Origin of the sequence: Phycicoccus sp. DTK01 (genome assembly GCF_017312765.1) — a bacterium.
Taxonomy (GTDB): Bacteria; Actinomycetota; Actinomycetes; order Actinomycetales; family Dermatophilaceae; genus Phycicoccus; species Phycicoccus jejuensis.
In genome coordinates this window covers 39,396-59,353 of the sequence record NZ_BOPU01000002.1, presented here as the reverse complement: position 1 = coordinate 59,353, position 19,958 = coordinate 39,396, and the positions used below count along the sequence as shown (strand labels likewise).

13 protein-coding genes are annotated in these 19,958 nt (G+C 73.2%); 2 read left to right on the top strand and 11 right to left on the bottom strand.

The annotated features are described in order from the left end of the window. The first annotated feature begins 78 nt into the window (after nt 1-78). Together J3473_RS04100 and J3473_RS04095 are read left to right on the top strand one after the other, a co-directional pair. Nucleotides 79-2,469: a glycosyltransferase family 4 protein gene (locus J3473_RS04100; RefSeq protein WP_207022033.1), complete on the top strand. Its 2,391-nt coding sequence runs from the start codon at nt 79-81 to the stop codon at nt 2,467-2,469. Next, nucleotides 2,463-3,284, top strand: a complete 822-nt coding sequence (locus J3473_RS04095; RefSeq protein ID WP_207022032.1) for a hypothetical protein — start codon at nt 2,463-2,465, stop codon at nt 3,282-3,284. Before J3473_RS04100 ends, J3473_RS04095 begins: the two co-directional genes overlap by 7 nt. Nucleotides 3,285-3,306: 22 nt before the next feature. Here J3473_RS04095 and J3473_RS04090 read toward each other — a convergent pair whose 3' ends face one another. The 11 genes from J3473_RS04090 to J3473_RS04040 form a co-directional block, all read right to left on the bottom strand. Continuing rightward, nucleotides 3,307-4,974: a DUF563 domain-containing protein gene (locus tag J3473_RS04090; protein ID WP_207022031.1), complete on the bottom strand. Its 1,668-nt coding sequence runs from the start codon at nt 4,972-4,974 to the stop codon at nt 3,307-3,309. A 43-nt stretch (nt 4,975-5,017) separates the two neighbouring features. After that, nucleotides 5,018-7,798: a heparinase II/III family protein gene (locus tag J3473_RS04085; RefSeq protein ID WP_207022030.1), complete on the bottom strand. Its 2,781-nt coding sequence runs from the start codon at nt 7,796-7,798 to the stop codon at nt 5,018-5,020. A 212-nt stretch (nt 7,799-8,010) separates the two neighbouring features. Next, nucleotides 8,011-11,259, bottom strand: coding sequence for a hypothetical protein (locus tag J3473_RS04080; protein WP_207022029.1), 3,249 nt, complete (start codon nt 11,257-11,259; stop codon nt 8,011-8,013). 147 nt (nt 11,260-11,406) lie between these two features. Beyond that, nucleotides 11,407-13,149: a glycosyltransferase gene (locus J3473_RS04075; protein WP_207022028.1), complete on the bottom strand. Its 1,743-nt coding sequence runs from the start codon at nt 13,147-13,149 to the stop codon at nt 11,407-11,409. After that, nucleotides 13,146-13,544: a hypothetical protein gene (locus J3473_RS04070; RefSeq protein ID WP_207022027.1), complete on the bottom strand. Its 399-nt coding sequence runs from the start codon at nt 13,542-13,544 to the stop codon at nt 13,146-13,148. Before J3473_RS04070 ends, J3473_RS04075 begins: the two co-directional genes overlap by 4 nt. Further along, a complete protein-coding gene (locus J3473_RS04065; RefSeq protein WP_207022026.1) occupies nt 13,544-14,740 on the bottom strand; it encodes a glycosyltransferase family 4 protein in 1,197 nt (398 codons plus the stop codon). The genes J3473_RS04070 and J3473_RS04065 overlap by 1 nt, the downstream gene beginning before the upstream one ends. 91 nt (nt 14,741-14,831) lie before the next feature. Next, on the bottom strand, nt 14,832-15,605 hold the full coding sequence (locus J3473_RS04060) for a DUF6270 domain-containing protein (RefSeq protein ID WP_207022025.1): 774 nt from the start codon (nt 15,603-15,605) through the stop codon (nt 14,832-14,834). A gap of 5 nt (nt 15,606-15,610) precedes the next feature. Then, nucleotides 15,611-16,753, bottom strand: a complete 1,143-nt coding sequence (gene wecB, locus J3473_RS04055) for a non-hydrolyzing UDP-N-acetylglucosamine 2-epimerase (protein ID WP_207022024.1) — start codon at nt 16,751-16,753, stop codon at nt 15,611-15,613. A 13-nt stretch (nt 16,754-16,766) separates the two neighbouring features. Continuing rightward, a complete protein-coding gene (locus J3473_RS04050; protein ID WP_207022023.1) occupies nt 16,767-17,681 on the bottom strand; it encodes an ABC transporter ATP-binding protein in 915 nt (304 codons plus the stop codon). Beyond that, complete coding sequence (locus J3473_RS04045) at nt 17,674-18,576, bottom strand: ABC transporter permease (protein ID WP_207022022.1); 903 nt, start codon at nt 18,574-18,576, stop codon at nt 17,674-17,676. Before J3473_RS04045 ends, J3473_RS04050 begins: the two co-directional genes overlap by 8 nt. After that, nucleotides 18,573-19,859: a glycosyltransferase family 4 protein gene (locus J3473_RS04040; RefSeq protein ID WP_207022021.1), complete on the bottom strand. Its 1,287-nt coding sequence runs from the start codon at nt 19,857-19,859 to the stop codon at nt 18,573-18,575. The genes J3473_RS04045 and J3473_RS04040 overlap by 4 nt, the downstream gene beginning before the upstream one ends. Nucleotides 19,860-19,958 lie beyond the last annotated feature (99 nt).

Genomic DNA, 19,958 nt, shown 5'->3' with positions numbered 1-19,958 from the left:
CACGACCATCATGGACGGGCAGCCGTCGGCTGCGGCCACCCGTCCCCACACGCTCTCGACCCCTCCAGGAGGCGTGGCATGACGTCACGGCAGCGGATCCCGATCGTCCTGGCCACCGGGCTCACGGCCGTCAGCTACGCCACCTTCGTGGTGCTCCTGCTCGTCATCGGCGCGCGGAGCGACGACGCCCTCCTCGCGCTCGGCGTGGTCGGCCTCGTGGCCCTCGTCGCCACGGCGCTGGCGGCGGCCGTCCTCGTGCAGGACTTCCGGCGCAGGGCCAACGCCCAGGCCACCCGCTCCGCCAACCTCGAGCGCCGGCTCGCGGGCGTCACCGCGACGACCGCGTCGGCCGAGGCCCTGGCCCTGCTCGAGGGCCGTCTCGCCGAGCTGGACGCCCGCCTCGCCGCTCACGCGCAGCGCGCTCCCGCCGACCCCCGGGTCGACGGCCTCCTCGCGCGGCTGGACGAGCTGGCGGAGCGGGTCATCGCGGCCGAGCAGCGCCCCGTCGCCGACACCCGCGTCGACCAGCTGACGGCGCGCGTCGACGGCCTCGAGGTGGCGGGTCGCACCCCCCACCCGGTGACGACCGAGGACGTCTACGAGCTGACCGAGTCGCTGGCGACCGTCGCCGAGCGGACGGGCCTCCCGCTGCACGACCTCCTGAGCCGTCGGCAGGCGACCCAGCAGGTGCGGGCGGCGGTGGCGCACAGCGCCCCGCTCGACACCATCCGTCTCCTCGACGCCCACCCCGACCTCGTCAGCAACCTGAGCCTCACCGAGTCGCGCCGGCTGATGAAGCGCCTGCGCCAGCTGGGCTTCATGAGCCAGGCCGTCGTGCTGATGCGGAGCATCGCCGAGCGGTTCGGCAAGCCCGAGGACGCCCACGCCGCGGCGCTCATGGCGTCCGAGATCGACCTCTACAGCGGACGGGTGCTGCCCGACGTCGCGATGCCGCCGCTCGAGGGCCCGACGAACCCGACCACCGTCATGCACGTGGTCGGCAGCGCGATGCCGGACCGCCAGTCCGGGTACACCCTGCGCACGCAGTACACCGTCGAGGCCCAGGCGCGCGCCGGCGTGACGCCGGTCGTCGTCACGCAGTCGGGCACGACCGGACGCCCGAGCGAGCGCACCGAGACCTACGTCCACGGGGGCGTGCGCTACTTCTCCCTGCGCGGTCCGCTGCGCGGCGCCGTGACGTGGCACGAGTGGATCGAGGCCAACGTCGTCGCCCTGGCCGAGGTGGTCGCCATGGTCCGGCCCGCGGCCCTGCACGTGCACTCGGACTTCATCAACGCCGTCATCGCCCACCCCGTCGCGCGCCACTACGGCATCCCCCTGGTCAACGAGACCCGTGGCTTCTGGGAGGAGAGCTGGCTCTCGCGCACGGCGACGGCCGAGGGCTGGAACGACCTCGACGACCTCACGACCCGCGTCGGCCTGCCCGACGTCTACCGGCTCCGCCTCGAGCAGGAAGCCCGCATGCGCAGCGTGTCCTCGGCGGTCGTCACGCTGGCCCGCGTCATGCGCTCGCACATCGACGACGTCGCGGCGGAGCTCGACCTCCCCGTGCCCGCGGTGAGCATCGCGCCCAACGCGGTCGACGCGGACGAGTTCCCCGTCGTCGAGCCGAACCTCGCGCTGCGCGAGGAGCTCGGGTTCGAGCCCGGGACCCGGGTCGTCGGCTACATCAGCTCCATCGTCGAGTACGAGGGCATCGACACCCTCGTCCGCGCGATGGCCGACGTCGAGGTCGCCCTCGACGCGCTGCGGGTGACCGAGCCCGAGCCCGGCAGCGAGGACGAGGACGCGGAGCCCGAGGCGGACGCCGTCGCTCCGGTCGCGGTGGAGACGCTGGCGCAGCGCCTGCGCCGCCACCACCCCACGCTCGACGACGAGTCGCTCGAGCTCTACGCGGACGACCTCGCGCAGCGGCTGGCCGACCTGGCAGGGACGCCCGTGCGGCTGGTCGTCGTCGGTGACGGGGCGGAGCTGCCCAACCTGCAGGTCCTCGCGCAGAGCCTCGGGACCTCGAGCATCACCTTCACGGGGCGGGTGCCCCACGACACCGTGCTCGGGTACTACGCGGCCATCGACCTGTTCGTCGTGCCGCGCAAGCGGGCGGCCGTGACGGAGCTGGTGACCCCGCTCAAGCCGTACGAGGCGCTGTCCACCGGTCGCGCCTGCCTCTTCTCCGACGTCGCGGCACTCGCGGAGATCGCCACCGACAGCGGCGCCGCCGAGCTCTTCCGGGCCGACGACGTCCGCCACCTGGCCCTGACGGTCGCGACACTGCTGACCGACCCGGACCGCATGGCCGAGATGTCGCGTCGGGGTGCCGAGTGGGTCCGTCGGGAGCGCACCTGGGACCACAACGCGTCGGTGTACCTCGACGTCTACCGCTCCCTCGGCCTCGAGCTCCCGGAGGGGCGACCCGCCGACGAGCAGCAGAGCGTCGCTCCGTGGTGACCCTGCCGCAGCGTGACCTCACCCGCTGGCGTCGTCCCGAGCACGTCTACGGTGACCTCGCCGACATCGAGGCCCGCCGAGGGGAGCACGTCGTCTCGGTGCGAGCCGGCGACGGCCCCCGCCTCGACGCGATGGTGGACTTCGTCGGGTCGGACGTCACGTTCGTGTCGTTCCACGCGGCGGTGGCCCGCGACGGCCTCACCATCCCCCACTTCACCGGCGCCTCCCTCGCCGCCCGGCAGGCCAACCGGATCCTCGTCTCCGACCCGTGCCTCGCCGAGGGAGTCCTCCTCGCGTGGTTCGCGGGCTCGACGTCCGTGAGCCAGCAGCGGATCCACGAGTTCATCCGTCGTCTTGTCGAGCTGTCCGGCGCCCGCCACACCGTCTTCTTCGGGGGGTCCGGTGGTGGGTACGCGTCCCTCGACATCGCCCCGACGCATCCCGGCAGCGTCGCCGTGGTCGCCAACCCGCAGACGAGTGTCCTGCGCTTCTATCCCCGGTGGTGGCAGCCCTATGCCGCCCAGTGCTGGGGAGCGACCGGGTCGGAGGACGACATGGCGGAGGTCCTTCGCCGTCACACCAGGGACATGGTCGAGGTGTACGGGGACGACCGACCCGACGTCGACGTCGTCTACCTGCAGAACCGGGCGGACGAGCACCACGTCGAGAACCACCTCGGCCCGTTCCGTGAGGCGGTCGGTGACCGTCGCCTCCGGCTGGTCGAGGGGGACTGGGGCCCGGGCCACGCGCGGCCTCCGCGCGACCTGATCGCCGACGTCCTCTCCGACGTCTTCACGCGCCTCCGCAACGGCTGAGCGCGCACGACCCGGGCGCGGGTCAGGACCTGGCCAGCCGCCGGGCGTGCTCGACGTCACCCGCGAGGACGGCCAGGCGGAGCTCGGTGAGTGCGGTCTGGGGACGCCCTGCTCGCACCTGCGTCATCCTGCGGTGGGCGTCGTACGACGTGGGCTCGAACGCCGGGTGCTCCCGGTGTGCCTCGAGCGCCTCCAGGTTGGTCGTGAAGCCGTCCGTGTCCGTGAGGGCGCGCTCGAGGCCGACCAGGTCCAGGTCGACGGGCTCGCGCGCTCGCCGGATGGGTGAGCGCAGGAAGTTCAGGGTCTCGTAGCGCAGCCCCTTCGCCTGCCGGATGTGCTCGAAGAGCCCGGCCCCCCGACGATGGCGGGTCAGCGCCCAGAACCGTGTGTGCAGAGGATCCCTGAGCAGCAACGGCGTGTGCAGCGACGATCCCTCGAACGCCACGACGGTCTCGGCCGACGAGATCTCGGACAGCTGCTCCTCGATCGGGTGGCGCTGTGGGTGGAAGACCGTGAAGCCGTGCTCCTCCATTATCCGATCCGCCTCCCGCTCCGCACCCTCCGGGAAGCCGGCCACCCCGGTCCGGGTGAGGAACAGTCGCTTGCCGGGGACGGGAGGCGCCGGCGGGACGACCCCGATGCTCTCGACGAAGCCGGGCGTCACGTAGTCGCCGATGCACACTCCGGGAAAGGGGAACACCACTCGCTCCCACCGCGCCGGTTCCGTCAGGAGGATCTGGTCGTTCTGCACGCCGACCAGGTCGAGGACCTGCTGCTGGTAGGGCCGCAGCCGACCCGGGCTGTCCCACACGACCGGCAGCTCGGGGTGGCGCTGCGCGTACCAGACGCGGGCGAGCCCCTGCGTCAGGAAGTGCCCCCACGAGCTGTGGGGCCGCCCCAGGTAGACGACGGTTCCCGGTCGCACCTCCGGCTCAGGGACGGACGGCTGGAAGAGCATCTCCTGGCGACCGAGGACGAAGTCGACCGCCTCGACCACCGGCTCGTCGCCCGACCACGCGCCGACGAAACCCTCGGTCCGCAGTGGACCCTCGCCGGCTCGGACGAGCGCCCGCGGGGCGAGCGTGACGTCTTCCCTCTGGGCGGCTCGCAGGCCACCGGCGTGCTCCGACACGTCCCGCGTCGGCGCACCGCGCAGGGCGACCGGCGACCAGCGCAGCGTCGGCCCGACCCGCGGACCGAGGCCGACCCCTTCGTCGGTCCGTCGGTTGAACTCCAGCACCAGCTCGGCATCATGCGCCGCGGGATAGGTGAACGGCGTCGAGCCACCGGCGGCCACCGCGCGTCGGAGCACGACCTTGCGCGTCGCGGGTTCACGCAGCACGGCCACGCAGGATTCGTGGACCCCCCACGTCCCCGGCGTGATCACGTCGCGGTCGAAGTCCCCCGCGCCCCGGAGCGACGTGTACGGGCGCAGCTCGACCCAGGTCCCGTCGTCCCGCTCCTGCTCGAGCCGTACCGAGAAGGACGGCAGGGGCCACACGTCCCCCAGGTCGAGGCGCAGGTGTCCACCGGCGGGGACGACATGGCTCGCATCGGCCGTCGGTGGGTCCTGTCCGCGCACCACGACCTTCGTCGGGCCCGACGCCCCGGCGAGGGCGGGGACGACCACCAGCCGATCGCCCTCGAGGTCGACGAAGAAGAAGGGGCCGGCGCTCGTCGTCGACGTCACGCCGTCTCCCCCGACGGCACCACGGCGATCGTCACGGACGGCCTCACGCGTCGAAGGGTGACGTCGGGCGGCCGCCGAGGGGAGAGCCGAGACTCAGGAGCGTGACGAACGTGTGCTCGCGAACCTGTGCCGTCCGGTACCCGAAGGACCAGATGGGCGTGAACTCGTAGTCCACGGCAGCTCGCCAGCCCCTCAGCGGCTCCTCCTGCCCCTTGACCACGGGGACGAGGACGTCCTGCGAGAGCGACTCGACGTACAGGCGGCGTTCCTGTCCGGAGAGGCCGAACGAGAGGGTGGAACCGTCCACCGCCGGGTCGCCGAGGGCTTCGGACAGGTTCCACCACGTGGTGAAGTCGTGGTCCTCCGCGGCTGAGACGACGTCCTCCACCAGGAGCCACGACCCCGGCTTGAAGGTGACGGAGCGCTCGTGCCTCCACCGCGTGTGCCGGACCTCACCGCGCAGGCGGAAGACGCCCTCCCGCTCCTCGCCGGCGGAGATCCCCGATCCGTACGGCGTGCGGTCACGCCGCTCGTGGTCGGTGTCGTCCATCTGGACCGTGTTGTGCGCCCGGGTGCTCTCCACGTACTGCCGCTCCGGGCGGGCGTAGAAGAAGCCCTGCCTGCGCTGGGGGGAGTCCGGAGGCAGCGGGTCGAGGTAGCCGTACCGCCCGGAGTCGACGAGCAGCTCCTGACCGCCGTCGAACCAGGTGAGCGACAGGTCGTCACAGTGCTTGTGCGCGCGGGAGTGGAACGTGGCTGCCAACGTGAGGTAGCCGGCGCTCGAGTGGTCGTCGCGGCTGCGCGGCTGGGGCGATCTGACGATCCCGTATCCGGCCTCGGGGAGGACGAGCAGGTCGGTGTCGTTGGGTGTCCCCGCACGCCCACCGCTGGCCAGGAACTGCGTGTGCTCGGACTGGGCCGCCTTGTCCTCCGGAGAGATCAGCCGGGCCGGTGAGTCACCGATCTGGACGATCCGTCGGTCCGGCTGGATGAACCAGCCCATCACCTCCTCGGCCCGGGACAGGCGCGCGGACAGGTCGGGGTCGGTCAGCAGACCGTCCTCCATCGCGTCACGGAAGGAGGACAGGAGCATCCGGTGGTAGTCCGGCGAGTGCTCGCGGTGACCGCCGTCCTCGGCGAACTGTGTGGCCACGACCACGGCGAGCCTCTCCTCGCCCTGCCGCCGCACGGCATCCATGGCGGGAACCGAGGCCAGTCGGCGGGCGAAGCTCAGCTCCCCGACGGCGGTGTAGAAGCCGTGGTTGGTCCCGGCGTTGAAGGCGCGGCCCGCGAAGATCTCCTGCTGGTGGCGCCCCACCGCCAGCCACAGTGCGCGCACGACCTCGACGGCGGCGCCCTCGTGGACCGCTTCCTGGAGCAGGTACGCCAGCCGAGGCGCACGCAGACCGATGGCCATGTCGTACCAGGCCATCGTGCCGCGGGCGTCACCCTCGGTGAAGGTCGTCGCCCAGTCGGCTGCCCGCTCGAGGCACCAGTCGAGGGACTCGCGGTCCCTGTTCCGGTCCCAGCTCTTCAGGAACGGGACCATGAAGTCCCAGGCGTGCAGGTGGAATCCCTGCGACCGGTTGTCGAGACAGGACCCGACCCAGTCGAAGGGGGTGGTGATGACGAGTGGCTCGAGACTGCTGTGCCGCCACCCCTCCTCGCGGATGCTCCGCGTCGTCCCGAAGCCGCCGAACCCGGCGATGCGGTCGAGTGGCAACCTCGGCGCCTCGCCCAGCACCCGGGCCACCTCCGCCTCGTCGAAGCCTCGACGCGTGGCGACGGCCACGGCCGCGGCGCCCGGTTCGAGGGCGCCGAGGGACTCGAACACCTCGAGCCACCGCTGGGAGTCACCCTCCGGGTCGGCGATGACCGTGAGCCCTGCCGACTCCGCGCCCAGGTCGAGCAGCTTGGCGGCGACCTCGTCGCTGCTCGCCACGACGGCATCCGCCTTCGCCACGAGCTGCAGCTCCCGCTCACGACGACGTGACCAGGCCTCCGGGAGGCCCCACCGACCGGGCACCTGGTCCTCGCTCCAGTCGTACTCGGCTCGCTGGCGGGCGAGCCAGGAGTCCTCCCAGAGCCCACGGACGTCGTAGACCATCGGGATGCCGTACGCCCGACAGACGGCGTGCGCGGCCATGCCGTTCACGAAGTCCGAGGACGCGACGACGACCGCGGGCCGGACCTTCCGGACGACGGCGGCCAGTCGCTGGCTGAAGGCGAGGAGCCACTCGTCGAGTGCGAGGTCCTTGCGCTGCGTCCCCGGGATGCGGTGGTAGCCGACGCCGTCGAACGACTCCACGGAGTAGCCGTCCGGTTCGTAGGCACCCATCTGGGTGACGACCGCCACGTCGAGGCCCAAGCCGGACAGGCTCTGCGCGACCGCGTGGGTGCGTCGGGTGAACGTCGAGTCGACGTGCGGCAGCGACGTGCCGACGACGTTGAGCACCTGACCCGCGCGCGGGACGTACGGAGACTCGGGGGCGGGCACGTCGAGGCGGACGACGCCGTCGAGGACGCTCAGCTCGGCGGCGAGGGAAGCACCCAGGTCGTCGCTGCCCTCGATGGCCCTCGCGAGGATCCCTGCGACCCGTTCCGCGCGAGTGAGGAAGCCCTGGCGCCGCAGGAGCACCGCGAGTCGGCGCAGGTCGGCGGCGGGCATCCGCTCCGTCGCGCCGAGCTCCTCGAGGAGCTCGAAGGCCGGGACGGCCGCACCGGCCCTGACCAGCCCGTCGACCGCCTCCGAGAGCCACGGACCGACCTGGGGGACGTCGCTGCCGTTCGGGGTCGCCGACTCCTCGGTGCCGGTCTCGGTCACGACTCTCCTCACTCGACTGCGGGCCGTCGGGCGACGACTCGGCATGGGCACCGGACACCCCGCGGTCCCCGGTGGCTCGGCTCCTCGCGGCCGCGACCGCTGCACGGGCAGCATAGTTGCGGCGCGTCGCCCGCTCGGCGTCCCCCACGGGCGGAGGCGAGGATCGGTCGGCCGGACGCCCGAGGAGGGGTCCGACGCCGGGGTCGGGCGGGTCAGCCGGAGACCGAGACGGACGTCGTGCTCACCGCGTCGGGCAGCCCCGGCGACGAGGCCACGACCCGCAGGTCCCATCGGCCGACGGTCAGCGACACGGGCGGCAGGTCCCAGCGGCCGGTGTCGCGCACGAACGTGCTGACCGACCGGCCGGCCACCGTGAGCGCGACCCGGGCACGCGGGGTGCCCTTGCCGCTGACGACGAGGGCACCTGCCGCGACGGAGGACCCGGAGGCGGGGGAGGTCACGACCGGGGCGGTGAGGGACGCAGGCGCGGAGCCGAAGTGGACCTCGACCGCGGCCTCCTGATCCTCGAAGCCGGGGACGGTGGAGTGCAGGGTCATGGCGACCGGCGCGCTGCCGATCGTGACGGCGCGCATGGTCCAGCGTCCGGTCGTGCTCACGGCGGCGAGCCGCGTCTGGTTGCCGACGATCAGGGTCACGAGGGCTCCCGGGGTCCCCTTGCCCTTGAACACCGTCGACCCACCGTCGTACCAGTCGGTCGCGGTGTGGCTGACGAGCAGCGGGCGCACGTGCGCGGCCGGCGGGGTCGCGAACCAGGCGTCGACGGTGCGCGTGACGTCGCGGCACCCGGGGAACGAGGCGGTGAAGGGGACGGAACCGGCCCACCAGCCGAAGAAGACCGGGGCCATCGCCCAGGTTCCGTCGTCCTTGACGGTGGCGCTGCGGGTCCGGGTACCGCTGACCATCGTGACGACGGTCCCCGGGGTGCCTTGCCCCTCGAAGGCGTAGTCGGCGTTGGGGGCGTTGTAGCCGTCGGCCACGAGGTTGGTGACCGTGGGGGCCGGCCAGTCGCAGGCCTCCGCGGTCGGGGTGGCGACGACGACGGGCACCGTCGAGCTCCGGGACGGGACGTCCGCCATCGTCGCGGTGACGGTGACCTGGTACCGCCCGCTGGCGAAGTCCATCGGCGCCACGGACCACGTCCCGTCGTCCTGGACGCTCGTCGAGCGGGTCCGGGTGCCGTCCGTCACGGTGATGGTCGCGTTCCTCGTCGCCGTGCCCTCGAACGTGACGGCGCCGGGCGCGACGGACGTGGCGACGTCGGGTGCGGTGACGACGGGCGCCTCCATCTGGGCCAGCGCCGACACGGTGCTCACCCGGTACTCGAAGAGCCGTGCCCCTCGGGCGTAGAAGAGTCGGTTGGTGCCCGCCTTGACCAGGCCCGTGACGGGACCGTCGGCGTTCTTCGGGGCGACCACCGTCTGCTCGCCGGTCGCGGGGTTGATCGCCGACAGTCCACCACCGACCGTGGCGAACATGACCCCGTCGACGAACTCGATGCCGAGCTCCTTGCCCGTCGGGGAGGACGTCCCCGGGAAGCCACCCAGGTTGCGGGTGACCGTGATGCTCCCGTCGGAGGCCACGCGGAACTGCACGAGGTAGCCGGTCGAGATGGCCCAGTAGCGGTCGGCGGCGACCGGGTCCGGGGTGATGGCGGCGACCCACGAGTACGTCGCCGTCGTCGCCCGAGGCGGCGCGATCGACTTCAGCGCGCCGGTGGCGGTGTTGTACGTGAAGAGGCGCCCGCTCGTGGCGGTGGGCGTCGAGCCGGTGCCGCCGGCGTTCGAGGTACCGCCCACGACGAGGCCACCCCGCCCGACGAGCGAGACGATGCTGTGGTTGGCGACCAGGTTCCGCTTGACCGTCAGGGTGTTGGCCTTCGGGTCCCACAGGCTGAGGGCCCCGCCGAGCGTGTTCTTGATCGGGATGCTGCCGATCGCGACCTTCGAGCCGACCTGGGTGATGGCGACCGGGCGTTCCTGGCTGTTGTTGAGGTAGGTCTTCAGCTGGGGCTGCCCGGTGCCGGACCACAGGTACAGCGGCGCGGAGCTCGAGGCGTTGCCGGTGTACCCGCCCATCACGGTCGAGCCGTCGAACCGACCGAAGCCCTCGATCTGGGGGCCCGTCAGCAGGCTCGTCGCCCCGGACGTCACGTCGAACCGGCCGATGCCGGTCGGCAGGTCGAAGCCTCCGGACAGGACGTTGCCGGCGGCGTCGGTGCCGAGCCGGTTGATGACCGACGGGGCGGACCGCGCAGGCAGGACGAGGGTGGACGGGGCGGTCTGGCCCGGCCCGTTGACGACGACGCGGCCGTCGATCGTCGTCGCCACGAGGGCGCTGCCGGTCCGCCCGGGGACGCCGGTCATCCAGGCCCACGAGACCGGTCCGGGGATCGAGGCCGACGGCCACTGCGTCGTGTTGTCGCTCGCCGACCACTTGTCCATCCGGATGGCCTTGAGCCCGCTGCGCAGGTCGATGCGCATGACCCCGGCGCCCGAACGCTGGAAGAAGACGTACCGCCCGTCGACGAGGGGTGACACGGTGTACGGCGAGACGCCGTCGATGTAGGGCTTCGGGTTGGGGGTCTCGGGGACGGTGCGGACGCGGGCCACCTGGTCGTCGAAGGTGGCGAAGGTGCGCGTGACGGTGTTGAACGCGAACAGGCGGGGGTCGTTGACCGTCCGCAGGAAGAGGTAGTCGCCCGCGCGGCTCATGTCGAAGGCGGCCCACTGCGACGAGAAGGAGGACGGCGTGGCCATCGCCGTCCTGGCACCCGTCGCACGGTCGACCCGGACGAGCTTCGCCGCGCTGTCGCGGTAGTTGGAGACCCACACGGCCGTCGTGTCGACCGCCAGGGAGCGCACGTAGGACTCACCGGCCATCGGCTGGCCGAGGTCGGTGAGCCGACCCCCCACCCAGCGGTAGAGGCGGCCGTTGGACGGCGCGAAGGTCCCGAGGTAGACGCCGCCGTCCGGCGCGGCCACGGTGTGGAGGACCGTCTGGCCGGCGATGCTCGTGCGCTTCGTGAGCGCGGCGCCGTCCCACTCGTAGAGGTAGGTGTACGTCGGGCTGTTCGCCGCGAAGAAGACGGTGCGGCTCACCGGCGAGTACGCGACGCTGTTGATGGTCGTGCCCTGCGGGACGGCGACCTCGGCGACGAGCGAGCCCTGGAGGTCCATCGCGAAGAAGCGGGCGCTCAGCCCGGCGCCACCGTTGTTGACGAAGTACGTGAGGTAGCGGCCGTCGGCCAACGCACCCTGCGCGGAGCCCTCGGAGCGCAGGCCCGTCAGCTTGCCGGGGACCTGGATGCCGCGGTCGGCCTCGCCGCCCGAGACCGCCGGGGCCGACGCCTCGGCCGAGGCCGGCCAGGCCGCGGCCCAGGCACCGGTGAGCAGGCACGCGAGCACCAGCGCCAGGAGGCGCCGGTGGGCAGGAAGGGTCACGTGGTCCTCCGTGGGACGGACGGCCCCTGCCAGCCGTTACCAAAGGGTCGTCCTCAGGCTACGGCGGCGCGCCGAGCGGGCGGTCGGCACCGTCGCGGCGCTGGACGTTCGGCCGACCCGCTCCCGCCCACAGGGTCCAGGGCCGCGTCAGGGACGGGCTCGACCCCGGGACCGCCGACGCAGGCGCCAGTACCGGCGCTGGAGGCGGCCCAGCGGGCTGCCCGCGAGGGCGTCGAGCCGGTGGCGCAGCCGCTCCACCTCGGCCTCGGCCCGCCGCGCGCGGACCAGGGCCTGCTCGGCGTCGCCGGCCGGTCCACCGACGGCGTCGGGGCCGGGCGACGCCAGCCGCACGCGCCCCCCGACGTCGTGCGCCACCGCCGTGGCCCCGGCCGGACCCACCTCCACGGCCGCGGGACCGCGCCCACCGAAGGTCTCGCCCAGCAGCCCGACGAGGGTCTCGCCCTCGACTTCGGCGGCGGAGCCGGCGGCCTCGAGCGGCTCGGTGGACCACCGGATGAACGGCCCCCGCCGCTCGACGTCGTGGACCGACGTGTCGGGACCGACCGTCGCGAGGACCCGCACCGCGTCGCGCGGGTCGGTGAGCCACGCCACCCACCGGCCGTCGTGGTGCAGGACGCGCTCGGGGCCGGAGGTCAGGGCGGCGATGTCGGCCGAGAACCCGCCCGCCACCCCGGCCGTCGTCCCCGACGCCTCGAGGAGCGTGGGGAAGACGGAGCCGAAGACCTTCTCGTACGTGTACTCCACGGCCACGTCGTGGGCGATCGCCGCGGCGTGCTCGACGAGCCCGCGGTCGCGGTCCAGGCGCAGCAGCAGGTCGACGAACTCCGTCATCGACGAGGCGAAGAGCGGGTAGTCGACGCCGAAGAGACGCTGGTGCATCGGGGTCGGGTTGATGATGCACGGCCGGCCGAGCACGCCGTGCTCGAGCAGCTTCGTCGACAGCTCGAGGCTGGAGTCGAGCGAGGCGTGTCGCCAGCCGACGCCGACGTCGGCCCCGGACACCAGGGCCCGGGCGTCCTCCCGCGTGATCGCTCCCGTCCAGGTGATCGCCGGGTGCGAGCCGAGGAGGTGCCGGACCTCGGAGGGGAAGGTCGGCCAGTCGGCGGGTCGCTTGAAGTGGTCCCCCGCGACGAGCAGGCGCAGGTCGGCTCCGGCGGCGGCGGCCTCCTTGACCGCGGAGAGCATCTCGACCGTGTGCCAGGCGGGGGCGAACTTGCCCGTGTACGCGAGGACCAGCGGGCCGCCCTGCCGGACGGGGGCGACGGCGGCGGCCGACGGGACGGCCGGGGTGAGGACGGCGACGTGGTGCTCGCGCTCCGCGGGGCGGAGCAGCCCGAGGAGGTGCTCGCGCATCTCCGGGGTCTGGCAGAGCAGGGTCGCCCCACGGTCGGCGAGCGCCTGGAGCCGGTGCAGCACCCCGGGGTCGACGTCCTGGTCGTCGGCGACGACGCCGGTGACGTACACGCACAGCCGGGGGCCGAGGTCCGGGCGCAGTTGCGAGAGCGCGTGCGCCACCTCGGTGCTGCGCACGACGACCACGTCGTGGTGACCGGCCGCGTCGTAGTGCGCGAGCACGCGGGCGAGCATCGGCTCGTCCATCCGCGTCGCGCCGTCGAGCTCGGGGATCACCGCCGTCAGCGTCCGGTCCCGGAACGGGTCGGTCAGCGTCACCCGGTCGTTGACGAGCATCTCCTGCACGACGACCGGTCGGCGGATCGGGGTCGCCGCCACGACGTGCACCTCCATGCCGGGCGCGCTCGTCAGGAGCGAGGCGACGCCGGCCACGAAGAACGCCGAGCCGTCGATGACGTTGAGGTCGACGTAGGCGGAGAGCAGGACCCGGAAGGGCTGCGTCCGGGCTGCGCTCACTGCGGGACCTCCGTGACGGTGAGGGTGGCGGAGGTGCCCTCGGCCGAGGTGCGCCCGGTGCCGCTGGTCGCCGAGCCCTCGACCCGGTACGCCCCGCGCTTCGCGGGTGGCCACACGAGGGTGTTGGAGGCGCCCGTGCCCTGCTCGCGGACGCGGACGCCGTCGCGGTAGACGACGAAGGAGTACGTCAGGTCCTCGCCGTCGGCGACCACGACGCTCTCGAGCTCACCCGACTCCCGCTGGTGCAGCGTGACCGCGCGCACGCGGACCTCCCCGGAGCGGCCGGCGCCCCGCTCGAGGTGCTCCATGCGGTCGGCGACCCGCGCCAGGACCGACTCGAGCTCGTGCTCGAGGTAGCGGTAGGCCGCCCGCCAGTCGACGGTCTCGTCCGCCATCACTCCCCCGTCCCGATGAGCTCGATCTCGCGCCCCACGGTCGCCTCCGGTCCGCACTGCGCCCGCACGCGCCGGGCGGCGCCGGCGGAGAGGCGGTGGAAGAGCTCGGGGTTGTAGTACAGCGACTCCACGTGGTCGGCGAGCGCCGAGGGTCGCTCCGGTGGCGCGAGCAGGCCGCTCTCCCGGTGCCCGACGAACTCCGGGATGGCCGCGATGTCGGAGGTCACCGGGACGAGCCCGCTCGACATCGCCTCGCCCATCGACACTCCCTGCGAGTCGAAGCGGGTGGGCGCGAGGAAGACACCGTGCGTCGCGTGCAGCTCGGCGATCTCCTCCTGGCGGAGGAAGCCCTCCTCGACGTCGACGTTCTCGAAGGCATGGAGGGGGGCGACGGTCTCGGCGAAGAGCGGGCCCTCGCCGCGGACGGTGAAGGAGAGGCGGTCGAAGTAGGGACGCTCCGACAGCGCGACGATCGCCGCGACGGTCTGGTCGTTGGCGTACTTGTGCGACGCGTACGGCCGGATGCTGAGGACCCGGGTGCGGTCCTCGTCGGTCTTGGGCCGGTACGGGAAGAGGTGCCCGTCGACGACGTTGGGGATGACGTGGGGCCGCCGCGTCGCCCGACCCACGTCCGGCTCCACGACGTGACGCCGGAACCACTCCGACACGTGCACGACCTGGACGTCGATCTCGTCGGTGGAGAGCAGCCAGCCCATCAGCTCCAGCTGGTCGGCGTGGTAGGTCTCGCGCTTGGCCAGCGCCTCGCGGATCTGGCCGGAGCTGTCGAGGAAGTTGAACCACCGCCGGTGCCACGCCTCGGCCTCGAAGCCGTGCACCCACACGACGAGCGGGGTGTCGGGAGCGAGGTCGACGACCGGGCGGATCATGTCCTCGCTCGCGAAGTGCACGAGGATGCGCCGGTAGCGGGTGCCGGCGATGCGTGCGGCGTAGTCGGCGGCGCCCCCGACCGTGACCCGCACCCCGTCGAAGACGTAGTCGTAGGGCTGGGCCACCGGCGGGTGCAGGTAGAACACCTCGACGTCGATGCCCGCGTCGAGGTAGGCGAGGACGCGACGGTGGATGAAGGCGTTGCGGTACAGCGCCTGGTCGCTCGGGTAGGCGTTCGCGACGAGCAGGACGTCCGCCCGCCGGTCCGGCAGGGGCTCGGCGGTCGGCGACTCCGTCTGTGGCGTCATGGTCCTCGATGGTTGCTCGGGCGGGGTCGTCCCGCCACCGTGGCGCGCCTGCGCGGCGCCCGCTCGCCCCTGCTCACTGACGGCGTCCACCCTAGAGGGCCGGTGCACCGGCACGCGGCAGGCCCGACGCGGCGTCGTCGATCGCCCCGGCGAGCCCGACGTAGGTCTCGGCCGCGTAGTGGAACGGGGCGAAACCCCACTGGTGACCGGGGTCGCTGCGGACCGCCCCCTCGTCGCCGGTGACCACCGGGCACCCGATGACCTCCGCCGCGGCGTCGACGTACCCGGCGAAGAGGGCGTTCGCCTCCTGCGCCGTCCGGCCGAAGCTCGTCGGGGACGGGGTGCCGTCCCCGGCCTCGACGGCCCAGGGCGGGGCGAGCAGCACGACCCGGTCGAGCAGACCCAGCCCGCCCAGGAGCTCGCGCCAGCGCCCCAGCGCGTCGTCCCACACCGCACGGTGGGCGGGGTCACCGAGCTCGAGGACGACGCTGCGGTCCTTCAGACGCCCGTCGACCCCCGTCGAGATGAGGTCGACCGACCGCGTGAGGTAGCGCCCCTCCCCGAGGTCGCGCAGGCCGAGCCGCTCGTCGCACAGGTCCCAGAGCAGGACGTCGACCTGGTCGGCCCGGGACTCCAGGAGCGGCACGAGGCCGCCGCGCCAGTCGCTCTCGAGCATCCGCCGCTGGAAGGAGGAGGTCGTCTCGACCGTCCCCACGTCCGCCAGCCCGGAGGGCGCGAAGGCGCTCACGAGGCTGGTGCGGGCGACGTAGTCGAGCAGGGCGTACCCGCCCGGCCGCAGGAACTCGAAGGTGTCCCGCGAGACGCAGCTGCCGTAGATGAACGTGCGCAGGGGGGCGGGGGCCATCGGCATCAGCTGCCGAAGTCCGCGAGCCGCTCCCCGGTGCCGAACAGCGCGGCGATCGCCGCCACGGAGCGCTCGGCGGCGCGGCCGTCACCGTAGGGGTTGACCGCGTTGGCCATCTCGGCGTACGCGGCAGGGTCGTCGACGAGGCGCGAGACCTCGGCGACGATGCGCTCCTCGTCGGTGCCGATGAGACGGACGGTCCCGGCGTCGACGGCCTCGGGTCGCTCGGTGTTCTCGCGCATGACGAGGACCGGCTTGCCGAGCGAGGGCGCCTCCTCCTGCACGCCACCGGAGTCGGTGAGCACGACGGTCGAGGCGGCCATGAGGCGCGTGAACTCGCCGTAGGCCAGCGGCTCGGTGACGAGCACGTTGTCGCGACCCGCGACGTGCGGCAGGACGGCCTCGCGGACCACGGGGTTGCGGTGGGCGGGCAGGACGATGGTGTGCCCCGGGTAGGCGTCGGCGAGGCGCCCGAGGGCGCGACCCACGCCCTCCATCGCGCCGCCCCAGTTCTCGCGACGGTGGGTGGTGACGAGCACGACCGGCCGCTCCTCCTTCTCGAGCAGCGCGAGCCGCTCGTCCGAGAAGGGCACGTCCTGGGCCACCGTGTGGAGCAGGGCGTCGATGACCGTGTTGCCGGTGACGGCGATGGTGGCGGGGTCGGTCGCCTCGCGCAGGAGGTTGTCGCGCGAGGTCGGGGTCGGGGCCAGGTGCAGGGCCGTCGTCTGCGTGGTGATCCGCCGGTTCGCCTCCTCGGGGAAGGGCGAGTCGATGTCCCCGCTGCGCAGGCCGGCCTCGAGGTGGACGACCGGGATGCGCCGGTAGAAGGCGGCGATCGAGGCGGCGGCGACCGTCGTCGTGTCGCCCTGGACGAGCACCGCGTCCGGCGCCTCCGAGACGAGCACGTCGTCGAGGCCGGCGAACACCTTGGCCATGAGGCCGTTGAGGGTCTGCCCGTGGGCGAAGACGTCGAGGTCGTGGTCGGGCTCGATGCCGAAGATCTCGTTGACCTGGTCGAGCATCTCGCGGTGCTGACCGGTGACCACGGTCACCGACTCCAGCTCGGGGTGGGCCTCGACGGCCCGGATGACGGGGGCCACCTTGATGGCCTCGGGCCGGGTGCCGTAGACGGTCATGACGCGGTGCACGAGCGGATGCTCCTCAGGTCGGTGAGTGCCGGGCGATGTGCCGGCCGGTCTCGAGGTCCTCGTGGTGGACGATGGTGGCGCGGAAGTGGGCCCTCGACTTCTCCAGGACCGACGCCGCCACCTCGTGCTCCCCCTTGGCGATGTTCCACGCCCACCAGCGGTAGGCGCGGGCCGTCTCGACCGCGGGTCCGTCGAGGACGAGCTCGCCCTCGTGGATCCACAGCGCCCGGGTACACATCTCCTCGATGGTCTGGGCCGCGTGCGAGACGAGGAAGACGGTACCCGCGTGCCGGCGGATCTCCGTCATCCGGGCCTCGCTGCGCTCCTTCGACGCGACGTCACCCGTGGCGAGCGCCTCGTCGATGAGGAGGATCTCGGGCCGGGCCGCCGCCGCGATGGCGAAGCGCAGCCGGGAGCCCATCCCCGACGAGTAGGTCTTCATCGGGCGGTGGATGGCACTCCCCAGCCCGGCCAGCTCGAGCACGTCCGGCGTCGCCTCGCGCACTCCCGCAGGCGTCATCCCGATGGCGAGCAGCCCGATGCGGACGTTCTGCAGCCCCGAGAGCTCGGGCAGGAGCGCGGCGTTGACCCCGAGCAGCGTCGGCGGTGAGCTGGCCAGCACCTCGCCGGACGTCGGGGTCTCCAGCCCGGCGATGACGCGCAGCAACGTGCTCTTGCCGGAGCCGTTGTGCCCCACGACCCCGACCGCCTCACCCGCACGGGCCACGAACGACACGTCGTCGACGGCACGCACCGTGACGCTGCGGCTCAGGCCCACCTTCCGGGCGACCCGGCGCAGCCGCCCCGGCCGGGAGGTCTCCGCCTCGGCGCTGGCCACCTTGTAGTGGACGGAGAGCCGGCGCACGGAGACCGTGGGGTGCCCGATCGGGGCCTCGGGCGCGGTCGGGGCGGGAGGTCGGTCACTCACGGCCGTACTCCTCCTCGCCCTGCCAGAAGTACAGGAAGCCCAGGACGGGGGTGGCGACCGCCCAGGCGACGAGGGTCAGCCAGAGGCTCGCCTCCGGCATCGTGTCGTAGAGCAGGAGGTCACGGCTGATCTCCAGGACGCAGTACGCCGGGTTGAGCTCGAAGATCGTCATGAGCGTCGGGTGGCTGACGAACCGCTCGATCGAGTACATGACCCCCGAGCCGTACATCCACAGCCGCGTGAAGAAGCCGAGGACGAGGCGCAGGTCCGGCACGGCGAAGGTGAACCGCGCCGCGTAGAGCACCAGCCCGGTGTTGAGCATGAGCTGGAGCAGCAGCACGACCGGGAACAGCAGCCAGGTGCGGGTCGGCAGCGTGTGCGGCGGGATGAGCATGATGAGCGCGAACATCGTGAGCAGCCGCGGGACCATCGAGAACGTCTCGCGGGTGGCGTAGGCCAGCGGGATGGCCGCGCGGGGGAAGGCGAAGGCCCGGATGAGGTTGCGGCCCGAGGACATGACGGCGGCGCCCCCGCTCAGGGACGACGAGCTCCACGAGAACATGAAGACGCCGATGAGCAGGAAGCCGATGTAGTTGTCGATCCCGCGCGAGACCTTGAGCAGCAGCCCGAAGATGACGAAGAAGGTCAGGCCGTCGAGCAAGGGCTTCCCGACGAGCCAGAACCGCCCGAGGATGGTGTTGCGGTTCTCGGACAGGGCGCGCGCCCGCGAGTCGGCCCAGATGAAGTAGCGGCGCTGCCACAGCTGGGCGACGTAGCTCCCCAGCGGAGGGCGCCGTCCCACCGGTTGCAGGCGCGAGACGTCGACGCGCTCGACGACGACCGCGCCGGGCTCGTCCGGCGGCGTGGAGAGGGTCGTCCCACGGTGTCGTCTCACCGCTCGCTCCCCAGGTTCTCGTAGACGGTCCGGTACCGCAGGGCCATCGTCCGCCACGTCCGGGTGGCGGCGAAGTCCCGCCCGCGGTCGGCCAGCCGGCGCCGGAGCGCGGGGTCGGCCTGCAGGTCCCGCAGTGTATCGGCGAGCGCCCGGGGGTCCTCCGGCCGCACGAGCAGCCCGGCCCCGGGGGCGCCGACCACCTCGGCGAGCGCGGGCAGGTCGCTGGCGACCACCGGGCGGCCCAGCGCCATCGCCTCGACGGGCTTGAGCGGGGTCACGGTGCGGGCGACCTCGACGTCGCGGCGGGGCACGACGAACACGTCGAGCGCCCGGTGCCAGCGCACGGCCTGCGCCGGGGGGACCCGCCCGGGCATGACGACGGCGGCCCCGAGCCGCAGCTCGTCGACCAGGCGCACGAGGGAGGGCCGCGAGACCCCGTCCCCCACGACGGCGCACCGCGCGTCGACACCCTCGGCCCGCAGCAGCGCGACGGCGTGCAGCAGCACGTCGAGGCCCTCGTAGCCGACGAGCGAGGAGACCGTCCCGACCCAGAAGCCGTCGTCGGGCAGGCCGAGGTCGCGGCGGGCGGCGGCCGGCTCGGTGGGTCCGGCCGCGTCGTCGAGCAGGGTGGCGTCGACCGCGTTGGGGACGACGGTGACCCGCTCGGGCGGCAGGCCGCGCGCGACCACCTCGTCGCGCAGCACCTCCGACAGGACGACGACGTGGTCGGCCGCGCAGGCCATCTCGAGCTCGCGGTCGCGCCAGAGGCGGTACCGCTCGCTGGCGGCGGCGTGCTCGCGCAGGCCGTCCGGGCGCCCGGCGACCCAGGTGCGCTCCAGCTGCCCCCGCATCTCGTAGACCCACGGCAGGCCAGTGGCCCGCGCCGCGGCCTCGGTGACGAGCGCGTTCGGGAAGTGCGTCGTCGTGTGCAGCACGGTCGCGCGCTCACGGCGCGCGTGGTCGGCCAGGAGCCGCGCGCCCTGCTCGAGGCGCTGCTCGGCGGTCGGCGCCAGCCGGGGCGGCAGCATCCGCGTGTAGGCGACGCCGTCGACGACGTCGCGGTCGGCGGCCCAGGGCAGGCCGACCGTCACGGGGTAGCCCACCCGGGTCGTCGCGCCCGCGGTGAGGCCGAGCTCCGCCTGCGCGCGGAGCACGGCGTGCGAGCGCAGGGCGTAGCCCGACTGCGTCCACGGCAGTGAGTTGGTCAGCAGGTGCAGCGAGCGCGGCCCCTCGCCGGTCGAGGACGAGGCCGAGCGCGTGCGCCGCCGGTCTCCCCGTGGCACGCCCCGCCCGCTCGAGCAGGCCGCCGACCGGTCCCCGGACGCGCGGCGGCAGGCGGCGGACGGCGAGCAGCGAGGAGCGGACCGGGTCCTCGTCGACGA